At 51.6% G+C, this 24,492-nt stretch carries 21 protein-coding genes; 12 read left to right on the top strand and 9 right to left on the bottom strand.

Features of this window, described 5'->3' with window-relative positions; all coding sequences use genetic code 11:
* Positions 1 to 59 precede the first annotated feature (59 nt).
* Entirely contained in the window at positions 60 to 818 is a 759-nt protein-coding gene (locus AVO41_RS00325) for a DUF4395 domain-containing protein (protein WP_068580912.1), read from the top strand.
* Here AVO41_RS00325 and AVO41_RS00320 read toward each other — a convergent pair.
* Entirely contained in the window at positions 815 to 1,498 is a 684-nt protein-coding gene (locus AVO41_RS00320; RefSeq protein WP_068583132.1) for a hypothetical protein, read from the bottom strand. The genes AVO41_RS00325 and AVO41_RS00320 overlap by 4 nt on opposite strands.
* Before the next feature lie 64 nt (positions 1,499 to 1,562).
* Positions 1,563 to 2,483, bottom strand: a complete 921-nt coding sequence (locus AVO41_RS00315) for a homoserine kinase (protein WP_068580910.1) — start codon at positions 2,481 to 2,483, stop codon at positions 1,563 to 1,565.
* A 161-nt stretch (positions 2,484 to 2,644) separates the two neighbouring features.
* Here AVO41_RS00315 and polA point away from each other — a divergent pair, with 161 nt between their 5' ends.
* Positions 2,645 to 5,476: a DNA polymerase I gene (gene polA, locus AVO41_RS00310; protein WP_068580907.1), complete on the top strand. Its 2,832-nt coding sequence runs from the start codon at positions 2,645 to 2,647 to the stop codon at positions 5,474 to 5,476.
* 115 nt (positions 5,477 to 5,591) lie between these two features.
* Positions 5,592 to 6,866: a conjugal transfer protein TraF gene (traF, locus tag AVO41_RS00305; protein WP_068580903.1), complete on the top strand. Its 1,275-nt coding sequence runs from the start codon at positions 5,592 to 5,594 to the stop codon at positions 6,864 to 6,866.
* Between the two features lie 95 nt (positions 6,867 to 6,961).
* On the opposite strand, the gene AVO41_RS00300 is transcribed toward traF, so the two are convergent.
* From AVO41_RS00300 to yihA, 6 genes are all read right to left on the bottom strand, one after another.
* The gene (locus AVO41_RS00300; RefSeq protein WP_068580901.1) at positions 6,962 to 7,708 is read right to left on the bottom strand and encodes an alpha-ketoglutarate-dependent dioxygenase AlkB; all 747 of its coding nucleotides are present in this window, start codon (positions 7,706 to 7,708) and stop codon (positions 6,962 to 6,964) included.
* A gap of 21 nt (positions 7,709 to 7,729) precedes the next feature.
* Complete coding sequence (locus AVO41_RS00295) at positions 7,730 to 7,975, bottom strand: DUF6868 family protein (protein WP_082676364.1); 246 nt, start codon at positions 7,973 to 7,975, stop codon at positions 7,730 to 7,732.
* 258 nt (positions 7,976 to 8,233) lie between these two features.
* Complete coding sequence (locus AVO41_RS00290) at positions 8,234 to 10,132, bottom strand: AAA family ATPase (protein ID WP_068580896.1); 1,899 nt, start codon at positions 10,130 to 10,132, stop codon at positions 8,234 to 8,236.
* A 3-nt stretch (positions 10,133 to 10,135) separates the two neighbouring features.
* Complete coding sequence (locus tag AVO41_RS00285) at positions 10,136 to 10,639, bottom strand: ABC-three component system middle component 5 (RefSeq protein ID WP_153003438.1); 504 nt, start codon at positions 10,637 to 10,639, stop codon at positions 10,136 to 10,138.
* Complete coding sequence (locus tag AVO41_RS00280) at positions 10,639 to 11,829, bottom strand: ABC-three component system protein (RefSeq protein WP_068580889.1); 1,191 nt, start codon at positions 11,827 to 11,829, stop codon at positions 10,639 to 10,641. The genes AVO41_RS00285 and AVO41_RS00280 overlap by 1 nt, the downstream gene beginning before the upstream one ends.
* 341 nt (positions 11,830 to 12,170) lie before the next feature.
* On the bottom strand, positions 12,171 to 12,779 hold the full coding sequence (gene yihA / locus AVO41_RS00275) for a ribosome biogenesis GTP-binding protein YihA/YsxC (protein WP_068580886.1): 609 nt from the start codon (positions 12,777 to 12,779) through the stop codon (positions 12,171 to 12,173).
* An 85-nt stretch (positions 12,780 to 12,864) separates the two neighbouring features.
* On the opposite strand from yihA, the gene AVO41_RS00270 reads away from it, so the two are divergent.
* From AVO41_RS00270 to AVO41_RS00230, 9 genes are all read left to right on the top strand, one after another.
* Complete coding sequence (locus AVO41_RS00270; RefSeq protein ID WP_068580883.1) at positions 12,865 to 14,868, top strand: cytochrome c biogenesis protein ResB; 2,004 nt, start codon at positions 12,865 to 12,867, stop codon at positions 14,866 to 14,868.
* A gap of 9 nt (positions 14,869 to 14,877) precedes the next feature.
* Positions 14,878 to 16,053 carry a c-type cytochrome biogenesis protein CcsB gene (gene ccsB, locus AVO41_RS00265; protein ID WP_068580881.1) on the top strand — a complete coding sequence of 392 codons (1,176 nt, stop codon included), beginning with the start codon at positions 14,878 to 14,880 and terminating at the stop codon, positions 16,051 to 16,053.
* Between the two features lie 13 nt (positions 16,054 to 16,066).
* Entirely contained in the window at positions 16,067 to 16,684 is a 618-nt protein-coding gene (locus AVO41_RS00260; protein WP_068580878.1) for a thiol:disulfide interchange protein DsbA/DsbL, read from the top strand.
* Between the two features lie 329 nt (positions 16,685 to 17,013).
* Positions 17,014 to 18,657, top strand: coding sequence for an acetolactate synthase large subunit (locus AVO41_RS00255; RefSeq protein WP_068580876.1), 1,644 nt, complete (start codon positions 17,014 to 17,016; stop codon positions 18,655 to 18,657).
* Between the two features lie 21 nt (positions 18,658 to 18,678).
* Positions 18,679 to 19,017, top strand: coding sequence for a hypothetical protein (locus AVO41_RS00250; RefSeq protein WP_068580874.1), 339 nt, complete (start codon positions 18,679 to 18,681; stop codon positions 19,015 to 19,017).
* A gap of 16 nt (positions 19,018 to 19,033) precedes the next feature.
* On the top strand, positions 19,034 to 19,981 hold the full coding sequence (locus tag AVO41_RS00245; RefSeq protein ID WP_068580871.1) for a phosphate/phosphite/phosphonate ABC transporter substrate-binding protein: 948 nt from the start codon (positions 19,034 to 19,036) through the stop codon (positions 19,979 to 19,981).
* The gene (locus AVO41_RS00240; protein WP_068580867.1) at positions 19,981 to 22,026 is read left to right on the top strand and encodes a bifunctional diguanylate cyclase/phosphodiesterase; all 2,046 of its coding nucleotides are present in this window, start codon (positions 19,981 to 19,983) and stop codon (positions 22,024 to 22,026) included. The genes AVO41_RS00245 and AVO41_RS00240 overlap by 1 nt, the downstream gene beginning before the upstream one ends.
* 348 nt (positions 22,027 to 22,374) lie before the next feature.
* Positions 22,375 to 23,295 (top strand): hydrogen peroxide-inducible genes activator, encoded by a 921-nt coding sequence (locus tag AVO41_RS00235; protein WP_068580864.1) that lies wholly within the window; start codon positions 22,375 to 22,377, stop codon positions 23,293 to 23,295.
* A gap of 38 nt (positions 23,296 to 23,333) precedes the next feature.
* On the top strand, positions 23,334 to 24,116 hold the full coding sequence (locus tag AVO41_RS00230) for a VacJ family lipoprotein (RefSeq protein ID WP_068580861.1): 783 nt from the start codon (positions 23,334 to 23,336) through the stop codon (positions 24,114 to 24,116).
* Positions 24,117 to 24,162: 46 nt separating this feature from the next.
* Here AVO41_RS00230 and AVO41_RS00225 read toward each other — a convergent pair whose 3' ends face one another.
* Complete coding sequence (locus tag AVO41_RS00225) at positions 24,163 to 24,492, bottom strand: Na+/H+ antiporter subunit G (protein WP_068580858.1); 330 nt, start codon at positions 24,490 to 24,492, stop codon at positions 24,163 to 24,165.

Genomic DNA, 24,492 nt, shown 5'->3' with positions numbered 1-24,492 from the left:
ATTTTTTTATAAGCAAACCGTTATATTAACAGGCACTGAATTGATCAGAGGAGATCACCATGCTGTCTGTGCTCAAAGACGTGTTTAAAAATCAGTGGTTTCGAGACCCCAAAGAATCCCCCACCTACATCAATGACAACGCGGTCAAAATCCGCGCCGGGATGTTGCTCGCGATTCCGCTCTATATGGCCTACACGCTGGCCGATGTGATCTTCGGCCCCAGCTGGAGCGTGCTGGAAAACACCACCGCCGTGGACACACTGGAAACCACTTGGGAGTGGCACACCATCTACGAAGTCCAGGCCACGCAACGCGTCTACGACTACACAGTGCAGACCTGGGTTCTGTTTTATGGGTTGTTTGAAATGCTCGCCGGTCTGTTTGTGACCACATCGCGTCTGTCGCCGACCATTTACCTGGCCAGTCTGCTCGCCAAAAAAGACGCCCCCAACTGGAAACCGCTGGTACCCAAACGGTTTGCCTGGAGCATCGGTGCGACCTTCATCATCGTCTGTCTGATTTTCTTCAACCCGGACACCTTCGCCAACTGGGTCAACACCCTCTCTGCCAGCAAACTCTTGCCCACCACGGAAAACTACATGCCGGATTGGATTCCACTGACGCTGGTCTGGGTCTGTCTTGGGTTTATGTGGCTGGAAGCGATCCTGGGCTTTTGTGTCGGCTGCAAAGTGCATGCCCTGATGGTCAAACTGGGGATCTTTAAAGAAGAATGCTTGGAATGCAACAACATTGACTGGGACGCCATCGCCCGCCGCAAAGCGGAGCGCGATGCGCAAGCCGCCAAGAGTGAAGGCTAGGTTTCGCCCGAACGGCTTTGAGCGGTGGCCGAGGTTTGGTGTGCCTGATCAGACTGGTCGGTGAGAAACCGACCCTTTTCCCTGGGCTTGAGGCTTTGCTCTAACCATTTTCGCACGATGTGACGGTCCTTACGCCGGATCAACTGTTCGGTATGAATGTTCTGCGGAAAGACGCTGACCGAGTCATCGGGGTTGGACTTCAACACAAACCGACGACGCACCCCGATCGGATAGGGCGTCGGGCCATGGATGGCGGTGGTGCGCACCTCGATTTCGCACACCTCCTGCAATGAAAAACGCGCGTCCTCTTCCCGGCTTTTTCGACCCAGAATCAAATTACGGAACGACCCCAGCACCAGATAACCGCCAGCCTGCAAAGGCCCCTGACGCAGAATGCGCTGCAAATTGCGATCGTCCGGGTTCACACGGGCGTATTCGGTGATGGTGAACGTCTGGCGGCGCTGTCCGGTCAGGTAGATCTCCACCTGCACATCTTGAATGTGCACCGCTTCTTCGCTCATGTTGACCAACAGACACAAGGCATCAATCTGCTCGTTCTGGGCATGATGAATCACCAGATAAGGACGACGGCGGCGCTGATACTGTTTGAAAAACAGCTGAAAATAAATCACCCAGACCAGTGCCATCACCGCACTGCTAATGGCTGTGACAAGCTCCATGCTTTCCTCCATGTTCAATCAGGCACGCTGTCAGCGCCCATTCAAACACAGATGGTAAATCAAATCAGGCGCGCAAGGATTGCAACAGTTCCCCAAATACCTGCGGGTCTTTGATCTGAGTCATTTCGCCTTCACGCGGCTGATATTGGTCCTGGAGGCGGGAAAGATAAAAGCGCAAAGCGCCCATGCGCTGCGCCGCAGCCCAGGCGGTTTTTTCTGCGTCGGTCAGAGAGCGCACGGTTTGGTACGCGGCCAGCGTCGCGGCCACTTTGTCGGCATCCAGTGTGTGATCGTCCAGGCGACACCAGTCATTGACCATCACCGCCAGATCATAGAGCATCGGCCCATTGCAGGCGTAATAGAGATCAATGATGCCGGCCAGCTCATCGCCTTGAAACAGCGCATTATCGCAAAACAGATCGGCATGGATCACACTGCCGGGCAGATGCGACCAGTCGGTCTCGCCCTGAAACGCAATTTCATCCGCGATCAGGCGGCGTTCCGCTTCCGGCAGTTGGTCAGTCAGGCGTGCAAACGTGGTTTGCGCCCAGTTCAGATCGCGGTCATTGGCCCGAAAATCATCAAAGTCCTGACCCGCCAGATGAAATTTGGCCAGCCATTGGCCCATGACTTCGCACTGACGCACACTCGGCGTGTCCAGGTCACTGCCCTGCAACCGTTCGACCAGTGCCGCCGGCTTGTCTTTCAGCGTTTTCAGGTAGCGCCCCTCCCGATCTGCCATCGGATGCGCGGTGGGAATCGCATGTTCGGCCATAAAGGCCATGATGTTGAGAAAATACGGCAGTTCGTCCAAGGTGTGCTGTTCAAAAATGGTCAGCACAAAGCGGCCTTCCGTGGTGTCAACAAAGTAATTGGTGTTTTCAATGCCAGCACTGATGCCCTGAAAATGCGTGAGCTCGCCCAAATCGTATTGAGTCAGAAACGTCTGCAGATCGGTGTGACTCACCTGAGTGTAAACGGACATGCCAAATATTCCCGGAAAGGTTAGAATACGGCCAATGACTTGCGCCCTTTTTCACGGGCACCCTTCACCGGCCAGGGTCAGAATTTGGCGCTATTTTAGCATAGGGCCTCTTCGCGCCAAAATGCGCGCCTGAATTGGCCCCAAACGCACAGACTTGGTTTATGACTGACGCTTCACTTTCGTTCAATCCTGACAGCCCCTTTATCCTCGTGGACGGGTCCTCGTATCTGTTTCGCGCCTTTCACGCCATGCCGCCTTTGACCAACTCCGAAGGCCATCCGACCGGCGCCATTTACGGCGTGATCAACATGATAGGCAAGCTGATTGAACAGTACCAACCCGAGCGCATTGCCGTGGTGTTTGACGCCAAAGGCAAAAATTTTCGTCACGAAATGTTTGCTGACTACAAGGCGCATCGCCCACCCATGCCCGAAGACCTGGCCGTACAGATCGACCCCATTCATCAACTGATCAAGGCGCTGGGCATTCCCCTGTTGATGGTCGAGGGCGTGGAGGCCGATGATGTGATGGGCACACTGGCGCATCAGGCCACCGAAGTCAAAATGGACGCACTGCTGTCCACCGGCGACAAAGACATGGCGCAACTGGTGAACGATCACATCACCCTGATCAACACCATGAACGACACCTTGATGACGCCCGAGACCGTGCCGGAAAAGTTCCACGTGAAACCGTCACAGATCATTGACTATCTGGCGCTGGTGGGCGACACCAGCGACAACATCCCCGGCATTCCCAAATGCGGTCCCAAAACCGCGGCCAAATGGCTGGCGAAATACGACACTGTGGACAACCTGATTGAACATGCCGACGAAATCGGCGGCAAAATCGGCGAAACCCTGCGCGCCAACATTGATCAGCTCAAGCTGTCGCAAAAACTGACCACCATTCGCACCGACTGTGACCTGCCGATCGCACTGGCCGACATCAAACGCCAGACCCCGGACATGGAGCAGTTGCAACATCTTCTTCAGCAATTTGAGCTCAGAAGCTGGCTCAACAAAGTGCTCAAAGGTGAGCTGCCGTTCAGTGGACAAAAGATCGGTGGGCAAAAGATTGATGGCAAGAAAACCAGCGAACAGACCCCCCGCACAGCGCCAGCCAGCAACAATGAAACCGACGACATTGCCTTTGAGTCCGCGCCTTATGAAACCATTCTGGATAATAAAACTTACCAGGCCTGGTTAAAACGCTTAAAAGACGCCGGACGTTTTGCGATTGATACCGAAACCACCAGTTTGCGTGCCATGCAGGCTGAGATTGTGGGACTGAGTTTTGCCTGGGCGGAGCAAACCGACAGCGGTCCGTATCAAATCCATGCGGCGTATCTGCCTTTGGCGCATGACTACGATGGCGCGCCCGAACAATTGGATCGCGCGCAAGCACTGGCCGAGATCCAGCCCTTGCTCGAAGACCCTACTTTGCCCAAAATCGGCCAGAATCTGAAATACGACTGGCATGTGTTCAAAAACGCCGGCATCACGCTCGCGGGCATCGATTTTGACACCATGCTCGAATCCTATTGCTACAACAGTACCGCCACCCGCCACAACATGGACGATCTGGCGCAACACTACCTGCAAAAAGCCACCGTGCATTTTGAAGACATTGCAGGCAAAGGCAAAAAACAGAAAACGTTTAATCAGATCGAAATCGAACCGGCCGCTGCTTACGCTGCCGAAGACGCCGACATCACCCTGCAGCTGCACCTGACCCTGTGGGAAAAACTCCAGGCCGACCCAGCGCTCAAAGCCGTCTTCACCGACATCGAAATGCCCCTGTTGCCGGTGCTGGCCAATATGGAACACACCGGCGTGCTGATTGATCGTCAAATGCTGGCCGATCACTCCTACGAACTGGACCAGAAACTGACCCGCCTGAAACAGGCGGCGCATGACTGCGCCGGGGTCGAGTTCAACCTGAATTCATCCAAGCAACTGCAGGAAGTGTTGTTTGAACGCATGGGCATTCCGGTGGTCAAAAAAACCCCCAAAGGCCAGCCTTCCACCGCCGAGCCGGTGCTGGTGCAACTGGCCGAAGACGGTTATGAACTGCCGGACATGATTTTGCAGTATCGCTCCATGGCCAAACTCAAATCCACCTACACCGATGCGCTGCCCAAACAGATTCACCCCAAAACCGGACGCGTGCATACTTCTTATCAGCAGGCGGTGGCGTCCACCGGACGACTGTCCTCCACCGAGCCCAATTTGCAGAACATCCCGATTCGCAACGCCGAAGGCCGACGCATTCGTCAGGCGTTTATCGCCCGCGATGGCTACCAGCTGATCGCCGCGGATTATTCACAGATCGAACTGCGCATCATGGCGCATCTGTCCGGTGACCAGGGATTGCTCAAAGCCTTTTCCGAAGGCAAGGACATTCACCAGGCCACGGCGGCGGAAATCTTTAACACACCGCTGGATCAGGTCACCGCCGAGCAACGCCGCAGCGCCAAAGCGGTCAATTTCGGTCTCATCTATGGCATGAGCGCCTTTGGTCTGGCTAAACAATTGCAGGTACCGCGCAATGTGGCACAGGACTACATCAATCTGTATTTTGCCCGCTACCCCGGCGTGGCCGACTACATGGAACGCACCAAACAGCTCGCCAAGGAAAAAGGCTACGTCGAAACCCTGAAAGGCCGTCGTCTGTACCTGCCCGAGATCAATGCGCGCAACGGCCAACTGCGCCAATACGCCGAACGCACCGCCATCAATGCGCCCATGCAGGGCACGGCCGCCGACATCATTAAAACCGCCATGATCCAACTCCAACCCTGGCTGGATCAGACCGACCACGACATCACCATGCTGATGCAGGTGCACGATGAACTGATCTTTGAAGTGGCGGAAAAAGACCTCGAAGCGGTTCAACCCAAAATCCGCGACACCATGGAATCGGCCCTCAAACTCGACGTGCCATTGATCGTCGACATCGGCCAGGGCAAAAACTGGGACGAGGCGCACTGAGCGGGTCTTCACCAGAGAGCGGTCAAGATTGACGTTGCCCGATTGGGCATAAAAATACGACAAAAAGCGGTTGCACACTGAAAACGGCTTCCGTCATCAACAAAAAGGATGCTTTATGCGACACACACCCTTACTCAAATCCCTCACCGTGATCATGGCTGGCTTGGGCGCTTCCGCCACGATGGCCGCCCCTTCCAGCTATACGCCCATCGGCACCAACATCGGCTACGGCGACAGCTCTAACCCCAACTCGCTCTACAGTGCTCTCGCCAACCCGGCCAATAACGACTTAAATGTCGCCGACACCGAAGGGGCTCGCTATGGGCTGGGCGCAACCCTGCAAATGCAGGCCGAAACCGATGGCCTCGAAGGCGCGGTGGATTTTCTGGATGATCGGATCAAACCTCTGCTCAACAGTAACACCGCGGGCGATGCGGCCAATCTGCAAACTGAGACCAATGCGTTTCTGACCGAATACAATCGGGGCAATTTCTCTGCGATTGGCGGCGTGACCGTGCCTCTGGTGATCAAACATGACGCACTCGGCGGTGGCCTGTCCTTTGACTACACCCGACAAATGGCAGCCAAGGGCGAAATCATTAAAAAAGGTGACGTCACGGCCAATTACGGGACCGATCTGACCATTGATTCCGGCGATGCCGCACTGGCCGTGCATTACAAAGAATTGAATGAATTCGCACTCGGCTATGGTCGCACCGTCTTGCGCGATGGCAAAAGCCACCTGTCCGTCGGCGTGACCGCTCGCTACATTGACATCCTGTCCAACGCCAAAGCGGTCGATTTCAGCGAAATCGCCAACGACAACCTGGGCAATGCCGACAAAGACACCAATGACTACATCGACGACATCGATTCCGGCTCCTCCGACAGCAACATCACTGCCGACATCGGGGTGAACTGGACCGCCGAAAACTACATGGTCGGTCTGGTGGGGATGAACCTGACCTCGCCCAAATTTGATGTCAACGACCAGTCCACCGGCAACGCCAACGCCACCTTCGGAGTGGACGACGAATTTGAACTGGAACCGCAATTTCGCGTCAACGCCCAGTGGTTCAGCCCCAACCGTGAATGGACACTGGCCGGTTCCGTCGATCTGAAAGAAGCCAATGACCTGAATGATGAAGCCACCCAATGGTGGAGCACCACCGCCAGCTACGCCACCAACCAGGCCTGGTACATTCCCGATGTGCGTCTGGGTCTGCGCGGTAACATGGCTGGCTCCAGCTATACCTACGGCACTTTTGGCCTGACGCTTGGGTTCTGGACATTGGACGTGGCTTCCACCACCACCGACTTCAGCGGCATCGCCGACGATCAGGAAGATGGCGGGGTCATGTTCTCAACCGGCGTGGAATTCGACTTCTAAACCAATTCATTCCCGTTGAACGCAAAAAAGGGCCTCCGGCCCTTTTTTTATGCCCACATCCCTGCCTTTTTGACCAGGCCTGGTCAAAATTTCGTTTACACAATCCGACGAAAGGTCAGATTAAACCGAGACCCGATGACCCGTTTGCGTTTGGGCACCGAATGCTGCCAATGGTGCTGCAAGGCCCCGCGCATCACCAGTAAGCTGCCATGATGCAACGGAATCTTGATTTTCTGGCGGGGCTCGTCCGTTCGGCGCAACACAAAATCCCGCGACGCGCCGAAATTCACCGACGCAATCACCGGATTGCAACCCAACTCTGGTTCATCGTCCGCATGCCAACTCATGTGGTCCTCGCCATTGCGATACCAGTTGAGCAGGACGCTGTTAAACCTTTCCCCTGCCGTCGGTTCGACCGCCTGTTTGATCGTGCGGAGTCCGTCATTCCAGGGATGAGGATGCAGAGTCAGACCGGAATAAGTATACGATTTGCCCGGATCGCCATACCAGGCGCTCAGGCGAGGCAAGGGAACGGTTTTGCCATAGAGCCTGATCCGGTCGTGCTGCCAGTGAATGTTTCTGAAGTGGACTTTGGCCAGTTGTGCGTCACTGAGCCCGCGCCAATCGGTGGTTTGCCAATCGTAAGTATCGTTTTCCAGAAAATAAGCCAGACAGCGGTCACTGAACGTCGGGCTGAAAAACCCATCGGCAAACAGGAGCTCGCCATCCGGCAGGTCAATTCGAAAAACCTTTAAGGCTTCGTCCCAGCGCACGGTGGCATTGAAGTCGCTGGGGATGGAAAACGGCAAGGCGGGCGGTTCGGTTTGTGAAAACAAATCCATTCAACAAACACCGGCTCGCGATTACGCCATCAGTTTTAAGGCAAAATAAGGCGCAATGTTCAGCACAATGATCGCAATTTTATACTGCGCCAGATACTGAAAATAAGCCCGGCCCAGATCGGTTTCGTCCAGTCCAAACAACCGGGCATGCAACCCCGTGATCGCGCCGCGAAAGGCGATCACGGAGAGCGTCGACAACAAAAGAATCGCCACATTGATCACAGAGGCCCAGCCAAAAAATTCCGTCAGTGTTTCCATTGTCAGCATATACCCACCTCCTGATTTCGGGTCTGCCAAGCTTTTTAAAAGTCTAATCTTGACCAGGCTTGGTTAAAACTTCGTTAATTGAACAACGCGCATCAATGCCAATCTTGCCACTTGAACAAATCCAACAAAATGATCTCACCATCCAGGGCCTTTAATCAAAAGGGTCTGATCCCATTGATTCTTGTTATGTGTCTATTTCGCACTTAAACATAAAGACAAGAATACCTTTTATAAACGATATGGTCTGTGCCCTAATCATTAACTTTTGAGACTGAGCGTTCGTTTATCGTGCGTATAGTGTGGCCCAATGACATAGTCATCGAGTTCTAGGTCGGGGTTCATCATTGATGTGGTATAGATGACCTGGTGGCGTTTACGTAGTTCGGTCGAATGTTCGACGATCAGGCGCTGGAACAAGTGACTTCTCTCAACCTCCATCCCCTTGTCCTCGACGTTGTCGAGCAAAATGAATCGTGGATGGTTGAATAGCTCATCGTTACCAGCAGCCATGAACAGGCTGAAAATTGCTGTGTTCTTAAGGAAGACGTTGCTGCTTTCTGCAAAATTCATTTGCCCATCGACGAACATTGCATCATCCCGGAAATTGAGCTCAACGAGCTCTGGGTTCTCGAACTCGGGCTGTCGATCGAGGTCGCTTCTAAGCAACAATCGCCCCCATTCAGAAACAGCATTAAGCGCCTTACTCCGTCTTTTTTGCGCTCGACGTTCTAGCACTTTTCGGCGATCCGAAAGGTCCGTGATTTGTCCTTGCAGTTCCTGCTTACGATTAGATAGCGATTGAACTTCTTCCGCAACAGACAACATACCTGTCAGGTGGGTGAGTTCTTGATCAATCTGTCCGATACGCTGATAGCGCTCTGCCAGGAAGGCGTCTCGCGGCGAAGAGCTCAGGTCAAATTTGGTCGAGTACTCGGATAGGCTTTTCGAATAGCTCCCTTTAACCCTGCGAAGTTCGACGCGATCCTTGGAGAGTCTTGCCTCATGTTCTGAGAAAAGTTGTTTTGACTCGCGCAATTGAATTTCAAGATCAAGCCGAATCTGGTTGTACTTCGATTTTTCTTTCTCAGGATCAGTATGTTGCCCGCAGACATTGCAGACATTTGGGTCGGATACTGGCTGAAGATGCGACAAGCACGCGGGACAACGGGTAAATTCAATTGCACCGATTGCCTGAAAGGTGCTCTCGGCGACTTTAACTTGCTCAACCTGTTCTGCGAGAAATTTTTGATACTTTGTGAGCTCTGTTAACTCCAGCTCATGTTTCGTAATGGAGTCCTCTAAGGAGGCCATCACTCTCTTCTTCTTAACCAAGCTTTGCTGTGCCGATTGCCGTTCCTTCAGAAAGTCTTTGGAGTAACCTTGGTCCACCAAAGAGTCAACATTTTCAATCTCTTGATATGCCACCGACTTTTTTTCATCTAATTGACGGCATTGGCTATGGATTTTGTCCGGCTGATTAAGATCAACGTTATGAGGTAACGCCTGAATTAGTGACGTCAGCCTCTGGCTCACCTTTGCGAACTCGGCATCCAAGTCCCGGAGCTTTAGGCTGATTTCATAGACCTCATAGCCGCTAATTCCGCAGATCAGATCACCAACCGCTTCGCGAATATCTAGCCTGTCAAAAGACTCAAACCGGAACAGCCGAGTCGAGGGAGTCCTTTGATCTGAGTACAACAGGCGCATGACTTGATGCATTGTAATATTCGAGGCACCGACACTTTGAGCCTCAGGAATATTAAGTGAGCGAAACAGAACTTGAGAAAAGCTCTCGCGTTTCTCGGATCTTCGAATAGGGAAAGTTTCCCAGCCAGCCAACGCATGGTTTTCCGCTTGTTCAAATGCGCCAAAAAATACTTTGATGGGCGTGGTCTTGTTTCCGATTTCCCTTATGAGAGTTAGCTTTCCATGGTTTGTAACCACCTCTGCCTGCACCTCGTCGCAGCGTGCGGCAGCCTCCTTCCAAGAATCAAACTCACCCCCGAGTGCGTAGAAGATGAAGTCAGCGATCGTCGATTTTCCCGATCCATTCTCGCCACGGATAATGTTGACGCCTTCATGAAACTCTTGGTCATAGGCAACATGGCCATGACGCAATACGCGTAGTCTGTTGAGTGTGAATCGCGGGCAATTCATGTATTAAACCATCCTTCTCAATCCGGTTCTTTTTCGCAGATCTACCGAATCTCCTTCGGCGACTTGACTGAAGCTTCTTGCCAAGAACTCGATCAACTTGGCGTCTTTCTCAGAAAGCCTACCCACAACGCGAGATTCTACGAACTCTTCACCGAGACTGGATAGCGAAGCCTTCCCTTTATGGAGTGCCTCCGAGCTCAAGAGGTTTTTGGCCACCATGGCTTGAACGGCTTTCTTTTGAATTGACTCCATTTTGTGAAAGAGAATGGATGGCGTCGGGTACGTTAAGAACGTTTTTTCGGGCTTCTGAATCACCAGCTCTTTAAATGTTTCTCGAACATCGGCAGGCATGTGTACGTTATGCAGAAGCGGTGGATTGGCGAAGTAGAAATCGAAGATGTACAGACGCTCCAAAGGGGCCGTCTTCTTCTCCCAAAAATACAGCAACGCCGCAATCCGCCGAATCGCGTGGTAAATATCAAGCTGCGGATACCAGATCCTAGTCATCATTGTTCCGGGTCCCAACGGATGTAGCACTGCTCCGTCAAAAAGTACAAGGCAGCGAGGACCGTTTTGTGAGAAAAATTGCGGACATGCTGGTGCCGAGACCAGATCGGGTTAATGACTTTTTCTTGCAAGGCATCTTGCACACTGCCATCGGGCGCACCCTTGCAAATTAGAGGGTGGTAGATGTGGGTCATGAAATGCTGTTCTACTTCGGAAAGCAGGCCGTCGTTCCGATCGCGTTCTTCTGTATAAAGACCCAGTTTCGCGTAGTTACGAGCGAAACTGTTTTGGTAGCGGTTAGCGTTTGAGTATTCATGCTGCCTCCCCGCGTCAATTAGCTTTTGTAACAAGTCCCGTCGGTCATCTTCGGATTGTTCGCCGTAGTCGTCTGCAGGAAACCCTCCATTGCCGCTGCCGGTCGCTTTGGGGAGCATCTTGGAAATGCGACGCTCCAAACTCATATAGACGACATCCTCTTTGTTCTTGGGCTTGCTGATATTGATATGATCCTTATCGACAGGAATAGGCTGAGTTCCTTGAACCCCTGGGTCGGCAGAATCTTTCGGAACGACTATCGCTGCTTTCTGAGTCTTGAATGTCTCGACAAAGGCCACCGTTTTTAACTCGCTATGTCCACTGGCGAAGTTCCGATAATACTGATTCAATTCAGTCAATGCTCCAGAATCATCGGTAAGTAGACTAACATGACGCGAGGAAAAATGCGGCATGAAAGCATGAAGAACTGACGCCAATGACGAGCCTTTATGAGGCGTAGCCAAGAACACAACCATTCGGAGAGAATAGGCAATTTGCTTCCAGTCTTCGTCATCAGAATCAGATGCCGTCCGGATAATCTGCTTGGCGAGAATCCCTCCAAGACTATGGCATACGAAAACCAGCGGACTTTCTCCAATTCCTCGGCCAACCATGGCCTCGAGCACATTGGCCGCTCGCTCGTAGAGGTTCATCTCCTTTTTTGCCCACTTGCCAAAAAAACTGACTGGATAGCCCAGGGAATGGACGGCCACGTTAGGAATATCGTCGCAAAGCCACTCAGGCCAGAACTCACCGGTTTCTTCAGATTGCCAAGTCTCTTCAGGATCTCCCGTTAGGCCATGGATGAAAACGATATCAGCGTCAGAATGGTCTGATCCGCAGACTCTGCTGTGGAAAGCAAGCTCTTCAGGCATACTTCACGGTTCTCAAAAAAATATAAGAGGACATTAACACGGTGCCTTGGATGACAAGATTTCGATAACATTCATAGCGTATACACATAACATTTTTGTATAGAAATATTACCTAATTATTGGGTATTGGCGCTCTTATCATTATTATTTGCCAGCTTATTGATTAAACCTGATGATTTAACGGGTTATAGAGTATTACCTATTTTTTCTGGAAAAGGAGATGCTACCAATTTTTCAACCTTACTGCTGGCATGTAACTTAAGCCTCAGTTTTTATAGATACTAAGATATACGCACAAACAGTAAATATCAAGCTGGCGTCAAATAATGCTATTCACTGATTTAATCCCGCCCAAACTGAAACCACTGGTCCAGTTTTGACCAGGCCTGGTCAAGGCCTTCGCGTTTGAGCGCTGAGAACAGTTGCACGCTGGCGTGGGGAAATTCGTTTTGGGTCAATTGCTGCATGCGCATCAATGATTGTTTGGCCGCACCGCGTTTGAGTTTGTCGGCTTTGGTCAGTAGCACATGCACCGGCAGGTTCATTTCCAGCGTCCATTCCAGCAACAACAAATCGATCTCGGTTGGCGGTCGGCGACTGTCGACCAGTTGCACCAGTCCCTGCAGGGCCTGACGCTGTTCGATGTAATCGGTCAGATGCGCCTGCCAGGCCAGTTTGGTCTGGACATCCACTTTGGCGTAGCCATAACCGGGCAAATCCACCAGTCGCCGTTGCTCGTCGCATTCAAAAAAGTTGATCAGCTGGGTGCGACCCGGGGTTTTACTGGTCCGGCACAGACTTTTCTGTGAGGTGAGCACATTGATCGCGCTGGATTTACCGGCATTGGAGCGACCGGCAAACGCCACTTCCAGCCCTGTATCCGGCGGGCAGGCGGCCAACGTGGGGGCCGAGGTCAGAAAGTGCGCTTTCTGATACAGTGGGTGCGGCATGGGGGTTCCTTTCATTGTTTATCAATGGTTTCAAAGTCGGTATACTTTACAATCTTTTGAATCCTTCTGACCAGAATAAGTTGCCATGAGCCAGCCAGACAACCAAAACGCCAAGCCTGACACGGCCCCAAAAAAACAGCATCGCATTCAATGGGGCGCTTTCCTCGGTTCGATGAACCTGGCCGTGACCCTTTTGATGATGCTGGCGATTGCTTCGGTCATCGGCACGGTTTTGCAGCAAAACCAGCCGTTTCAGGATTACATCATCAAATTCGGGCCTTTCTGGACTCAGGTGTTCAATTCACTGGGGCTGTTTCACGTCTATGGCGCGGCCTGGTTCATTCTGGTGTTGCTGTTTCTGTTGATTTCCACGGGTGTGTGCCTGACTCGAAACACCCCCGGTTTTCTGAAAGACATGAAGCAGTTCAGCGAAGGGTTGTCGCTGAATGCCTACAAACACCAACCACAGTCGATCACGTATACCCCGGATCATTTTGACGCCGATCAGGCCACCCAGTTGCTGGAACAACAGGGTTACAAGGTCAAACAGCATGAGCGCGATGACGGGCGTACGATCGCCGGGATGAAAGGGCGCTGGAACCGTTGGGGTTACATCCTGACGCATGTGTCGATCATCGTGATCTGTGTGGGCGGCCTCATGGACAGTAATCTGTTGCTCAAAGCGCGCGAACTCAGCGGCAACCTGGCCCCGGAAACCCGTTCGGTGCCATTGAGCCAGATTCCGCAGAAATCCTGGGTGGGCGACGAAAACTTCTCCTTCCGCGGGACCGTTAATGTGGCCGAAGGTCAGAAAACCGATGTGTTGTTTTTGCCCTATGATCGCGGTTTTCTGGTGCAGAAACTGCCGTTTACCATCGATGTCGAAGATTTCCGCATTCAGTATTACGACACCGGCATGCCCAAAAACTATGCCTCGGATCTGGTTTTGACTTCCCCGGAGCTGGATGAACCCATCCGCAAAACCATTGAGGTCAATAAACCGCTTTATTATAAAAACTACGCGATTTATCAATCATCGTTCGGGGATGGCGGATCCAAATTAGATTTGCAAGTCCACCCGTTGCTGGCGCGTGAATTCAAACCGCTTGAACTCAACACCTCTGTGGATCAGATCGAAACCATCAACACCCCGGTGGGCAAATTCCGCATTGAATTCAACGATTTCAAACTGCATAACATTGTGCCCAACAGCGAAGAAGAACAGGCCAAAACCGGCAAAAAAATGCACAACAATGGCCCCTCCATCATCTTCAAAGTACGCAACGAGGAAGGCAAGGCCTGGGAATACGAAAACTTTATGGTGCCCAGCCAGCAGGAAGGCCGCTGGTTTTACATGACCGGCATGCGCACCGCCACTGCGGAACCTTTCCGCTACCTGTTCCTGCCCGCGGACGAGAACCGAAAGCTGGATCGCTTTTTTGAATTCCTGACGCTGATCAATGACCCGGATCGGACTCAGGCCACCTTGAAGGATGCCTTACCGGCCGAAGGCGTGGACGAACGCACCCATGAAATGCAGCTGAAACTGATGAATCAGTTGCTGATGCTGTTCCGCCGTCAGGGCTTTACCGGTATTACCCGCTTTGTGGAAGAAAACGTGCCGGCCGAAGACCAGAAACGCGTGCGTGATTATTACATCAACCAGACGTCTCTGGCTTTGCAGACGCTGTATCTGAGCGTGCTGGAAAAAGAAGAAACACAGGACCTGGAAACCATCTCCGACTTCAACAAACAATGGTTCGAGGACGCCATGGTGGTGCTCAACAGCCTGTCCAATTACGGCCCGCCATTGTTTTTTGAGCTCAAGGACTTTACCCACATTCAGTCGACAGGTCTGCAGATCACAAAATCCCCCGGGAAAGATGTCGTTTATTTTGGCAGTACTTTACTTATAATCGGGGTATTCTTCCTGTTTTATATGCGCCAGAAGCGCGTCTGGCTGGCCTTTGACAACCATCATCAGACGCTGACCGTCGCCGGTAAGGACACCAAACCGCTGCCGGAGACGGAAAAGGAATTCAATCGATTGGTCGACGCCCTGCAGGCACAGACCGGAATTAAACAATAGGTGACCACTATGAGCACAGCCAATGCCTCTCTGGAGATGAAAACCGAACGCCAACCCTGGGGCTTGCGTGATACCATCTGGACCGCACTGATCCTGCTGGGCAGTTACTTTGCCTGGGACGTGTTCGGGTCGCTGATGGATGTCTATGAAATAGGCATTCTGATCGGGTTTGCCGCGTTCTGGATCTGGTTCGGCCGCTTCTGGCCCAGCATTCAACCCTACTCTTACGCCACCGCTGTGCTCTCATTGCTGGCGATCTGGATCTACATCCAAAACGGCAATGTTTACGAAGCCAATGAAACCGCCTTTTTCCTCAAGTACCTGATTTCAAGCCAATCGGCGATTATGTGGATGAGCGCCTTGTTTGTGATCGCCACCGCCGCTTACTTTGGCGGGCTGTTTGCCAAATCGGAATCCATCAATCAATTTGCCAGTTTCCTGGCTTGGGCCGGCGCGGTCATGGGCACCGTTGGCATGATGGTGCGTTGGCATGAATCTTATCTGATCAACCCCGATTACGGTCACATTCCGGTGAGCAGCCTGTATGAAGTGTTTATCCTGTTTGCGGTGATGACGACCCTGATTTACCTGTTCTACGAACAGAAAATGCGCACCCGCGCCATGGGCGGGTTTGTGATGCTGATCGTCAGTGCCTCGGTGGCGTTTTTGCTCTGGTATACGTTTGATCGCGGTGCCCACGAAATTCAACCGCTGGTGCCTGCTTTGAAAAGCTACTGGATGAAAATCCACGTGCCCGCCAATTTTGTCGGCTATGGCGCCTTTTCCATTGCGGCCATGGTGGGGATTGCCTACCTGATTGTGGCCAAACTCAAGGAATCCAACTCGCAAGCCAGTTTTGTACAGCGCATGCCCAGCCTTGAAAGCATGGATGACCTGATGTACAAAACCATCGCCCTTGGTTTTGCCTGGTTTACCATTGCGACCGTTCTCGGCGCCATGTGGGCGGCCGAAGCCTGGGGTGGCTACTGGTCATGGGACCCCAAAGAAACCTGGGCGTTGATTGTCTGGTTGAACTACGCCGCCTGGTTGCACATTCGCATGTCCAAAGGCTGGCGCGGTAAGCCTATGGCCTGGTGGGCCGTGATCGGTCTGTTTATCACCACCTTTGCCTTTTTGGGTGTGAACATGTTCCTGTCCGGCCTGCATTCCTATGGCGAACTCTAAAGGACACTGTTTTATGTTGAATCGACGTCGATTTCTGGCCACTGTCGGTGCGTCAGCCTGCGCTTTGACCCTGTCGGGGGCGCAGGCCGCCGACTTTGAACTGGGACAGCACTACAAAAAAGTGCCCAATCCCAAATCCGGCCAATCAAACAAAGTGACCGAGCTCTTCTACTATGGCTGCTCCCACTGCTACGATCTGGAAGACAGCGTGCATGACTGGCTGGCAGCCAAGCCCGATTCCGTCACCTTTGAACGCATTCCCGCTGTGCTCGACAACCCCAACTGGGTGTTTATGGCGCATGTGTTTTACACCGCCAAATTCCTTGGCATTGAAGACGACTTTCATCGGGCCTATTTTGATGCGGTGCATCGAGATCGCAAACAGGTGTTCAGCATTGATGCCCTGGCAGATTTTGTCGAGCCTATGGGGGTTTCGGCCAAAGACTACAAAGCCATGTTTGACAGCTTTCAGGTCAAAAGTGCAGTCAGTCAGGCCCGCCAGCTTACCAACGATTACGGCATCAACGGGGTGCCAGCCATGGTGGTGAACGGCCAATGGCTCACCGATGTGCCGATGGCCGGTTCCCATGACAATCTGTGGGAAGTGGTCAACACCCTCCTCAAAAAATAACCTATCTTCCCCAAGCGATCCGTCGTGGTCGCTTTTTGCCCTGCTTTGGGTTTATAATCGGATAATTACTTAATAAGAGCTCTGTGCGCGAGGTCAAATCACGGCTAAAAATGGCTAAAATTCCGCTGTTCTGCGTTGGAAAATTTGACCATGGCCCTGCCATGGCCTGCATTTCCCGCCTTGAACAACAAAATTTTCTCTCATTTTTAGCTCGTCCCTGACTCACGCAAAGCGCTCTAAAAAACCTCAACCAGCATCCAGCCAGTGCCATTTTGACCAGGCCTGGTGGTTTTTGCTTTGATTCGACCGCCAAACAGCAAGGAAGTTTGATGAAAGCCGCCAAGCGCTTTGTTCAATGTCTGGAAAACGAAGGCGTGGAATTTGTCTTCGGGGTGCCGGGCGAAGAGAATATGGACATTCTCGATGCCCTGCTGGATGCCGACATTCGTTTTATCACCTGTCGACACGAACAAGGCGCCGCGTTTATGGCAGACGTTTACGGTCGCATTACCGGTCAGGCAGGCGTTTGTTTGTCTACCCTAGGGCCAGGGGCCACCAATCTGGTGACCGGTGTCGCGGACGCCAATATGGACCGCTCCCCCATTGTCGCCATTGCCGGCCAGGCCGCGACCACGCGATTGCATAAAGAATCCCATCAGGTGGTCGACCTGGTCAGTCTGTTCAAACCCATTTCCAAATACGCCACCCAGGTGCTCGAACCGGAAACCCTGCCCGAAGTGGTGCGCAAAGCCTTCAAGCTGGCGCAAACTGAAAAACCTGGGGCCGCGTTTATAGATTTTCCGGAAAACATTCAGGAAATGCCCACACCGGAAACGCCCTTGCCGGTGATCCCCAGCCGTCTGTCGCTGGCGGACCACAAACTGATCCAGCAGGCTGCCGACATCATTCAACGCGCCCAAAGCCCGATGATTCTGGTAGGCAATGGCGTGGCCCGAGCCAATGCCAGTGCGCAATTGCAGGCGTTTGCCGAGCACTGCCAGATTCCGCTGGTCAATACCTTCATGGCCAAAGGCTCGGTACCCCATTACAAAAACCCACTGTCGATGGGCACCACCGGGCTGCAGAAAGGTGACTACGAAAACGGCGGCTTTGCCAACAGTGATCTGGTGATTTGTGTCGGCTTTGACATGGTCGAATACCACCCCCACTTGTGGAACCCCAATCGTGAACACACCATCGTTCACATTGACACCTGTGCGGCGGAAGTGGATTACAGCTACATGCCGGACGTGGAGCTGGTGGGCAACATCGGACGCAACCTCAAAGCGCTGACCAAGCATCTGCCTGCCAGCGATACGCCTCCGCGACCTTTCCCGCTGCGCCAGGCCATGATTGCGGAAATGGATCAGTTCGAAAACAACCAGGCCTGGCCGTTAAAGCCACAGAAAATCATCTGGGATCTGCGCACCGCATTGGACAAGGATGCGATTACCATCTGTGATGTCGGCGCACACAAAATGTGGATGGCGCGTTTTTTCCGGGCCGAGCAACCCAACACCTGCATTATTTCCAATGGTTTTGCCAGCATGGGCATCGCCTTACCCGGCGCCATCGGTGCCAAGCTGGCACATCCCGACAAAGCCGTGGTCGCCGTCACCGGTGACGCCGGTCTGATGATGAACATTCAGGAGCTGGAAACCGCCCTGCGTGAAAAAACGCCCATCGTGATACTGATCTGGAACGACAGCCAATATGGTTTGATTGAATGGAAACAGAAACGACGCTATGAGCGCAGTGCTTACATTGATTTTCAAAACCCCGACTTTGTTCAGTTTGCGCAGTCTTTCGGCGCCAGAGGGGTTCGCATTCAATCCGCCGATGAACTGCTGCCGGCCCTGAAAACCGCGATCGAAACGCCCACGGTGACTTTGATCGATTGCCCGGTTGATTATTCCGAAAACGACCGCCTGACCGATCTGTTGGGCAATGTGATTTCGGAAATGACCAATTAATGCCCAAAAGCGAGGCACGTGATGATTTACGTCAAACGCAACGACGCTCAAAACATTGAAGACCTGCAATTTTCTCCCTCACCCGGCTATGAGGAAGCGAGTCTGTTTTCCCCTGAAATCAAAGCGTTTGTCGAAAACAGTCAGAACGAAACCATGATGCGGGAACTGCTGGCCAAGCTGGACATGGATATGGTCCGGGTGATTGAAGACGTCATCGATGTGATGATCGACAAGGAATTAATCCGTTTTACCGATTTGCCCGAACCCGTGCAGAACAAATTAATTTTCAAACGCTCTTTGCGTAACGCCATGAATCCCCACATCAGTTTGATTGAAGAAGACGACGCCTTACACTTTTAAAGCAAAAGGAACGCCCATGCACAGATTCAGTTGGTTGCTGTTGTTGACATTCGTTTTTGGTTTAAGCGGATGCGATCAATCGCACGAAGAAAACGCTGTGCTCCCTCAATACGGCGATCAGGCCCCTGAATCCAATAAAACCGTTTATACCCTGGGCGTGCATCCTTTGCATAACCCCAAAAAACTCTACTCGGTCTTCAACCCGCTGGCCAAATACCTGAGCGAACATTTGGATGGGGTCACCATCCGCGTTCAGGCCTCCAAAGATTACCCCAGTTATGATGAAAAGCTGGCGCAAAAAGCGTTTGATCTGACCTTGCCCAACCCATACCAGACCATTACCCATTACCAGTATGGCTATCAGACCCTGGCTCAAATGGGCACCAATGATAATTTTCGCGGCCTGATTCTGGTTCGAAAAGACAGTGATGTGAAAACCATTGACGACCTGCGCGGCCAAAAGATCTCCTACCCGGCGCCCACGGCGCTCGCGGCCACCATGATGCCGCAATACTTTCTGCATCAGCAGGGGCTGGATCTGAAAAACGACACAACGACCTTGTATGTAGGGTCACAGGAATCCAGTATCATGAACGTTTATCTGAAACTGACCGCGGCCGGGGCCACCTGGCCCATCCCCTGGTATGACCTGCAAAAAAACCGACCAGACATCGCCAAAGCCCTGAAAATCGGCTGGCAGACCGAACCGCTGCCCAACAACAGCTTTTCTTACCGCACCGAAACCGTCAGTGCGCGCCATGCGGAAAAAATTCAGCAACTGCTCACGCAATTGCACACACATGAACGTGGACGTGAATTACTGAATCTGATGAACATAAAACAGGTGTTCCCCGCCGACAACGGCACCTATGAACCGATCCAACGTTTTATGAAGACGTTTCGGGCGGAAATTGGCGACAATGCGCTGCTTGCACACCCCAGAGATAACGAGGATAACGATTAGTGTTCACCAGACTCTGGCCAAAACGGATTAAACACCAGCTGATCATGGGGGTGACGATTGTGCACGCCCTGATGATGAGTGTGTTTATTTTTGACCTGGTCTACAAAGAACGCGATTTCCTGGTCCAACAGCTGACCACACAAACCCATTCCCTGGCTCAGACCATCGCCACCAACACCACCGAATGGATGCTCTCCAATAATGTGGTCGGTCTGCAGGAAGTCATCCAGTCCCAATCCAGTTATGAAAATCTGCGTTATGCCATGATTTTCAATCCGGAAGGCCTGATCGTGGCGCATACCAACCAAAACACCGTGGGCAAATACCTGCAGAATCTGCAACGCATTGACCCGACTCATCCGGTTAAAATTCGCTATCTCGAGGCCAGTCAACTCATCGATGCCACCGCCCCCATTCAAATTGGCGAAGACACCATTGGGTATGTCAAAGTGGGCATGAGCACCCGCCATCTGCAAAAAAACCTGATCAATCTGACTCAGGAAGGTCTGATTTATACTTTTGTGGCGATTTTGATCGGCGCCATCATTGCCTGGATTCTGGGCAATAACCTCACACGTCGGATCAAAACACTGATTGAAGCCACCCAGCAAGTCGATCCGGAAAAATCAGTCAATCCGTTTGCGAACACCGAAAACGATGAAATTGGCAGTCTGATGCGTAATTTCAATCGGATGGAAGAAAAAATTTACCAGCAGTTTCAGGAAAACAAGGCCAACTTGAGAGAAATTGAAAAACTGGCTTACAACGACACGCTGACTGGGCTGAGCAGTCGAGCGCTTTTGGAAGAGGAACTCAACAGCGCCATCCACCGGGCTCGAAAAGGCCGCTATTTTTCCGCTCTGTTATTCCTGGACGTGGACAAATTCAAACAACTCAATGATTCCTACGGTCATGAACTGGGGGATCTGCTTTTACAGAAAATCGCCAACCGCATCACCCAGATTCTGGAAAAGAACGGACAGGCTTTTCGGTTTGGCGGGGATGAATTTGTCATCATTTATGAAAACATCGGGGACACTTTATATGAAGCCAGTCTGCATTCGCAAAAACTGGCCAAAACCCTGCACGAAGCCCTAGGGAAACCCTATCAGCTGGATGATCTCTATCATAAAACCTCGGTCTCAATCGGCATTGACCTGTTTGACGGTCAGCGTGATTTCAACATCAATGAAGTGATTCGCCGTGCCGACATTGCCTTGTATGCTTCCAAAGAAAGCGGTCGCAACCAGGTCACCTTGTTTGAAACCGAAATGGAAAACAAGGTCAAAGACGACCTGTTGCTGGAAGAAGGTCTGGAAAATGCCGTTGCCAAAAACGAATTCTACTGGTTGCTGCAACCTCAAATCGAAGCCAAAACCGGTAAAATCGTGGGGGCCGAAGTCCTGTTACGCTGGATTTTCCGGGGCGAGCTGATTTCTCCGGCGCGTTTCATCCCTCTGGCGGAAGACAATCTGACCATCATCCCCATTTCCAACTGGCTGTTTGAATCGGTGTTTGCCTTTATTGAACAGCACCAACTGGATCAAACGCTGACGGTTTCCCTTAACCTGAGTCCCAAACACTTCTTTGACCCCAAACTGGTTCAGACCATGGAAACGCTGTTGGAAACCCATGCCGTGCGTCCGGAATCGATCAAACTGGAAATCACCGAAGGGGTGTTCCTGGAAAATCTGACTCACAGTATCTATGTCCTCAAACAATTGAAAGAACTTGGGTTCCACATTTCACTGGATGATTTCGGCACTGGTTTTTCTTCTTTGAGCTATTTGAAAAACCTGCCCATCGATCAGCTTAAGATTGATAAATCCTTTGTGGATGAGCTGCCCAATCAAGTCAAAGCCGTGGCCATTGCCAAAACCATCATTAACCTGACCGATCACTTAAACATCAATGTGATCGCTGAAGGCGTGGAAACCCAGGAACAGGTCGAGTTCCTCCTGGAAAACGCCTGTGAGCTCTGTCAGGGCTACTTCTTCCATAAACCCCTCAAGCAATCCGACTTTCTTCGTTTGATTGAAATCTGACCCTTTCTGCGATGGCATGACCCATCAACCGGTTCAATGAATCGTGTCTGGTCACGTGTGGATAAAAACGGGATAATCCTATGGACCGAATGCTTAAGCCCTGTGCATAATCGCAAAATTTTGTGGAGAACTTTGAAGGTTTGAGCTCATGTTTGCGTTTCATCCGACTTATTCACAAAAGGCCCACAGCGCATACAAAAACGTTACATCGTTTTCCCCGCATGGGTGTACACAAGCCAAGCGTATGATACATTTAGCAAAACCCGACTTATGCACGGAATACGGTGTGCATAACAGTAATAACAACAAGCTTTATCTTTTCCTTAACCACAGACGAACACGCTGATCATGACACTGAATGAACTCAAATACTTTTGTGAATTAGCCAAACAAAAACACTTTCGAAAAGCATCGGAACAATGTTTTGTGTCTCAACCCACTCTCAGTGTCGCGATCAAAAAACTGGAAACCGAACTCGACGTTACGCTATTCGAACGACGTAAACAGAATGTCTTATTAACGCCGATCGGTGAAAAAATTCTGCCCATTGCTCAAAAAATGCTTCAGGAAGCCAAATCCATCAAAGAACTGGCACAAGCCGAGCAATCTCAAACCGCCGAATTAAAGATCGGGGCCATTTATACCATTGGGCCTTATTTATTGCCGCATGTGATTTCAGCGTTTCATGCAGTTAAGCAATCGGTCCGCCTGACCATTGAAGAAAATTACACCTATGAATTGGCCAAAAAACTGCAATCCGGTGAGTTGGATGCGGTATTGGTGTCCCTGCCCTTTGATGAACCCAACATTGAGTGCCTGCCTTTGTATGAAGAACCTTTTTACGCTTCCCTGCCCAAACAGCACCCTTTGGCCGAAAAAGCCTCCATTGATTTAAGTGATTTGGAAAATGAAACCCTGTTGCTTTTGGGCGCCGGGCACTGTTTTCGCGATCAGATTTTTGATGCCTACCCATTATTGTCTCAGGCCCGTGCCAATGATCAGTCTTTGCAAAAGACATTGGAAGGCGGTTCGCTGGAAACCATTCGTTATATGGTGGCCTCAGGTGCTGGTGTGACGATTTTGCCTTGCAGTGCTTGTCAGAACAGCGATGAATTACTCACTTATCTCCCCCTGGCTGAAAAAGATGCCAAACGCACCGTGGTTCTGGCCTGGCGTAAAAGTTTTCCCAATCTGGATGCATTGAACGCCTTTAAAAAAACGTTACAATCCAGTCACATTCCCTGTACAGATCGCTGTCAAAGCGATTAAAATATTTTTATCGCTACGTAAATTTTTGGAAACCACGCATGCAACCACGTCTTCTAATGGTCGCTTCACTTTGGCTGAACGCCCTGTTTTTCAGTTCCGCTCAGGCGGAGTACGATGTTTTGTATTATGCCGACGAGATCAAAGCGCAACAGAGCGAATCCAAAGCGTTTAATGACCGTGACCCTTATGAAGCGTTTAATCGACCTGTCTATGCCTTTAATATGGCGTTTAATGACGCGATCTTCCATCCTTTGGGCACCGCTTACAAACGATACGTTCCCTCTCCGGCACAAACCGGTGTCAGCAATTTTTTCCAGAACCTGGGCGAACCCCTGAACATGGTCAACGGGTTTTTGCAGGGGAACATCGAAAGTGGCCTCACCAGCCTGATGCGGTTTGCGCTCAATACGACATTGGGGTTGGGCGGGTTACTGGACATCGGCACCGAAGCCGGATTGGCGCACCAGGACGAGGATTTTGGACAAACCCTGTATGTCTGGGGGGTTTGGAATGAGGCCAATTATCTGATGCTGCCGTTTCTGGGGCCGAGCAGCACACGCGGACTGGCCGGGTTGAGCGTGGACGCCACCTATGATCCGGCCTACCCTTATCTGTTGGATTTTAATACGCGTGATCGCATTGCCATGAGCGTGGGCAATGGGTTTGTTCAATACGTTAAGCTGATGCCGCTGATCGAACAGGTCAAACAACAGCCGGATCCGTATGTGTTCATGCGCGAAAGTTATTTCCAGAACCGCGTCAATAAACTTTATAACGGGCAACCGCCCTTGGCGCCGCTGGATGATTTTAACTTTGAATAAAGGCGCTTTTTACCAGGCCTGGTAAAAACGTTGTTTAACTGGCGACCTATCGATGCTCCGAATCAAATTCGGGCTTGTTCTGGGTGCGCTGAATGGATCGGGTTCGGATGTGAATGGCGGCTTTGGCCATCAGGTGGGCGCTGACCGGAGCCGTGATAAACAGAAACAGGGTAATCAGCAATTCATGCAGGCTCAGACTCTGATGAAGACTGAAATAAACGGCGGAAGCGATTAAGATCGCCCCCACGCCCAGAGTGGTGGCTTTGGTCGGGCCGTGCAGACGGGTATAAAAATCCGGCAGTTTGGCCAGACCAATGGACCCCACCAGGGTAAATCCGGCGCCAATCAGAATCAGTGCACTCAGTAGCCATTCCAT

This window comes from Thiomicrospira sp. WB1 (assembly GCF_001507535.1).
Lineage (GTDB): Bacteria > Pseudomonadota > Gammaproteobacteria > Thiomicrospirales > Thiomicrospiraceae > Hydrogenovibrio.
This window is presented reverse-complemented; position numbering and strand designations above follow the sequence as displayed.

Coding starts and splice junctions, on each gene's coding strand:
- AVO41_RS00325 (WP_068580912.1), top strand. CDS start 60: ATGCTGTCTGTGCTCAAAGACGTGTTTAAAAATCAGTGGTTTCGAGAC.
- AVO41_RS00320 (WP_068583132.1), bottom strand. CDS start 1,498: ATGGAGCTTGTCACAGCCATTAGCAGTGCGGTGATGGCACTGGTCTGG.
- AVO41_RS00315 (WP_068580910.1), bottom strand. CDS start 2,483: ATGTCCGTTTACACTCAGGTGAGTCACACCGATCTGCAGACGTTTCTG.
- polA (WP_068580907.1), top strand. CDS start 2,645: ATGACTGACGCTTCACTTTCGTTCAATCCTGACAGCCCCTTTATCCTC.
- traF (WP_068580903.1), top strand. CDS start 5,592: ATGCGACACACACCCTTACTCAAATCCCTCACCGTGATCATGGCTGGC.
- AVO41_RS00300 (WP_068580901.1), bottom strand. CDS start 7,708: ATGGATTTGTTTTCACAAACCGAACCGCCCGCCTTGCCGTTTTCCATC.
- AVO41_RS00295 (WP_082676364.1), bottom strand. CDS start 7,975: ATGCTGACAATGGAAACACTGACGGAATTTTTTGGCTGGGCCTCTGTG.
- AVO41_RS00290 (WP_068580896.1), bottom strand. CDS start 10,132: ATGAATTGCCCGCGATTCACACTCAACAGACTACGCGTATTGCGTCAT.
- AVO41_RS00285 (WP_153003438.1), bottom strand. CDS start 10,639: ATGACTAGGATCTGGTATCCGCAGCTTGATATTTACCACGCGATTCGG.
- AVO41_RS00280 (WP_068580889.1), bottom strand. CDS start 11,829: ATGCCTGAAGAGCTTGCTTTCCACAGCAGAGTCTGCGGATCAGACCAT.
- yihA (WP_068580886.1), bottom strand. CDS start 12,779: ATGCCGCACCCACTGTATCAGAAAGCGCACTTTCTGACCTCGGCCCCC.
- AVO41_RS00270 (WP_068580883.1), top strand. CDS start 12,865: ATGAGCCAGCCAGACAACCAAAACGCCAAGCCTGACACGGCCCCAAAA.
- ccsB (WP_068580881.1), top strand. CDS start 14,878: ATGAGCACAGCCAATGCCTCTCTGGAGATGAAAACCGAACGCCAACCC.
- AVO41_RS00260 (WP_068580878.1), top strand. CDS start 16,067: ATGTTGAATCGACGTCGATTTCTGGCCACTGTCGGTGCGTCAGCCTGC.
- AVO41_RS00255 (WP_068580876.1), top strand. CDS start 17,014: ATGAAAGCCGCCAAGCGCTTTGTTCAATGTCTGGAAAACGAAGGCGTG.
- AVO41_RS00250 (WP_068580874.1), top strand. CDS start 18,679: ATGATTTACGTCAAACGCAACGACGCTCAAAACATTGAAGACCTGCAA.
- AVO41_RS00245 (WP_068580871.1), top strand. CDS start 19,034: ATGCACAGATTCAGTTGGTTGCTGTTGTTGACATTCGTTTTTGGTTTA.
- AVO41_RS00235 (WP_068580864.1), top strand. CDS start 22,375: ATGACACTGAATGAACTCAAATACTTTTGTGAATTAGCCAAACAAAAA.
- AVO41_RS00230 (WP_068580861.1), top strand. CDS start 23,334: ATGCAACCACGTCTTCTAATGGTCGCTTCACTTTGGCTGAACGCCCTG.
- AVO41_RS00225 (WP_068580858.1), bottom strand. CDS start 24,492: ATGGAATGGCTACTGAGTGCACTGATTCTGATTGGCGCCGGATTTACC.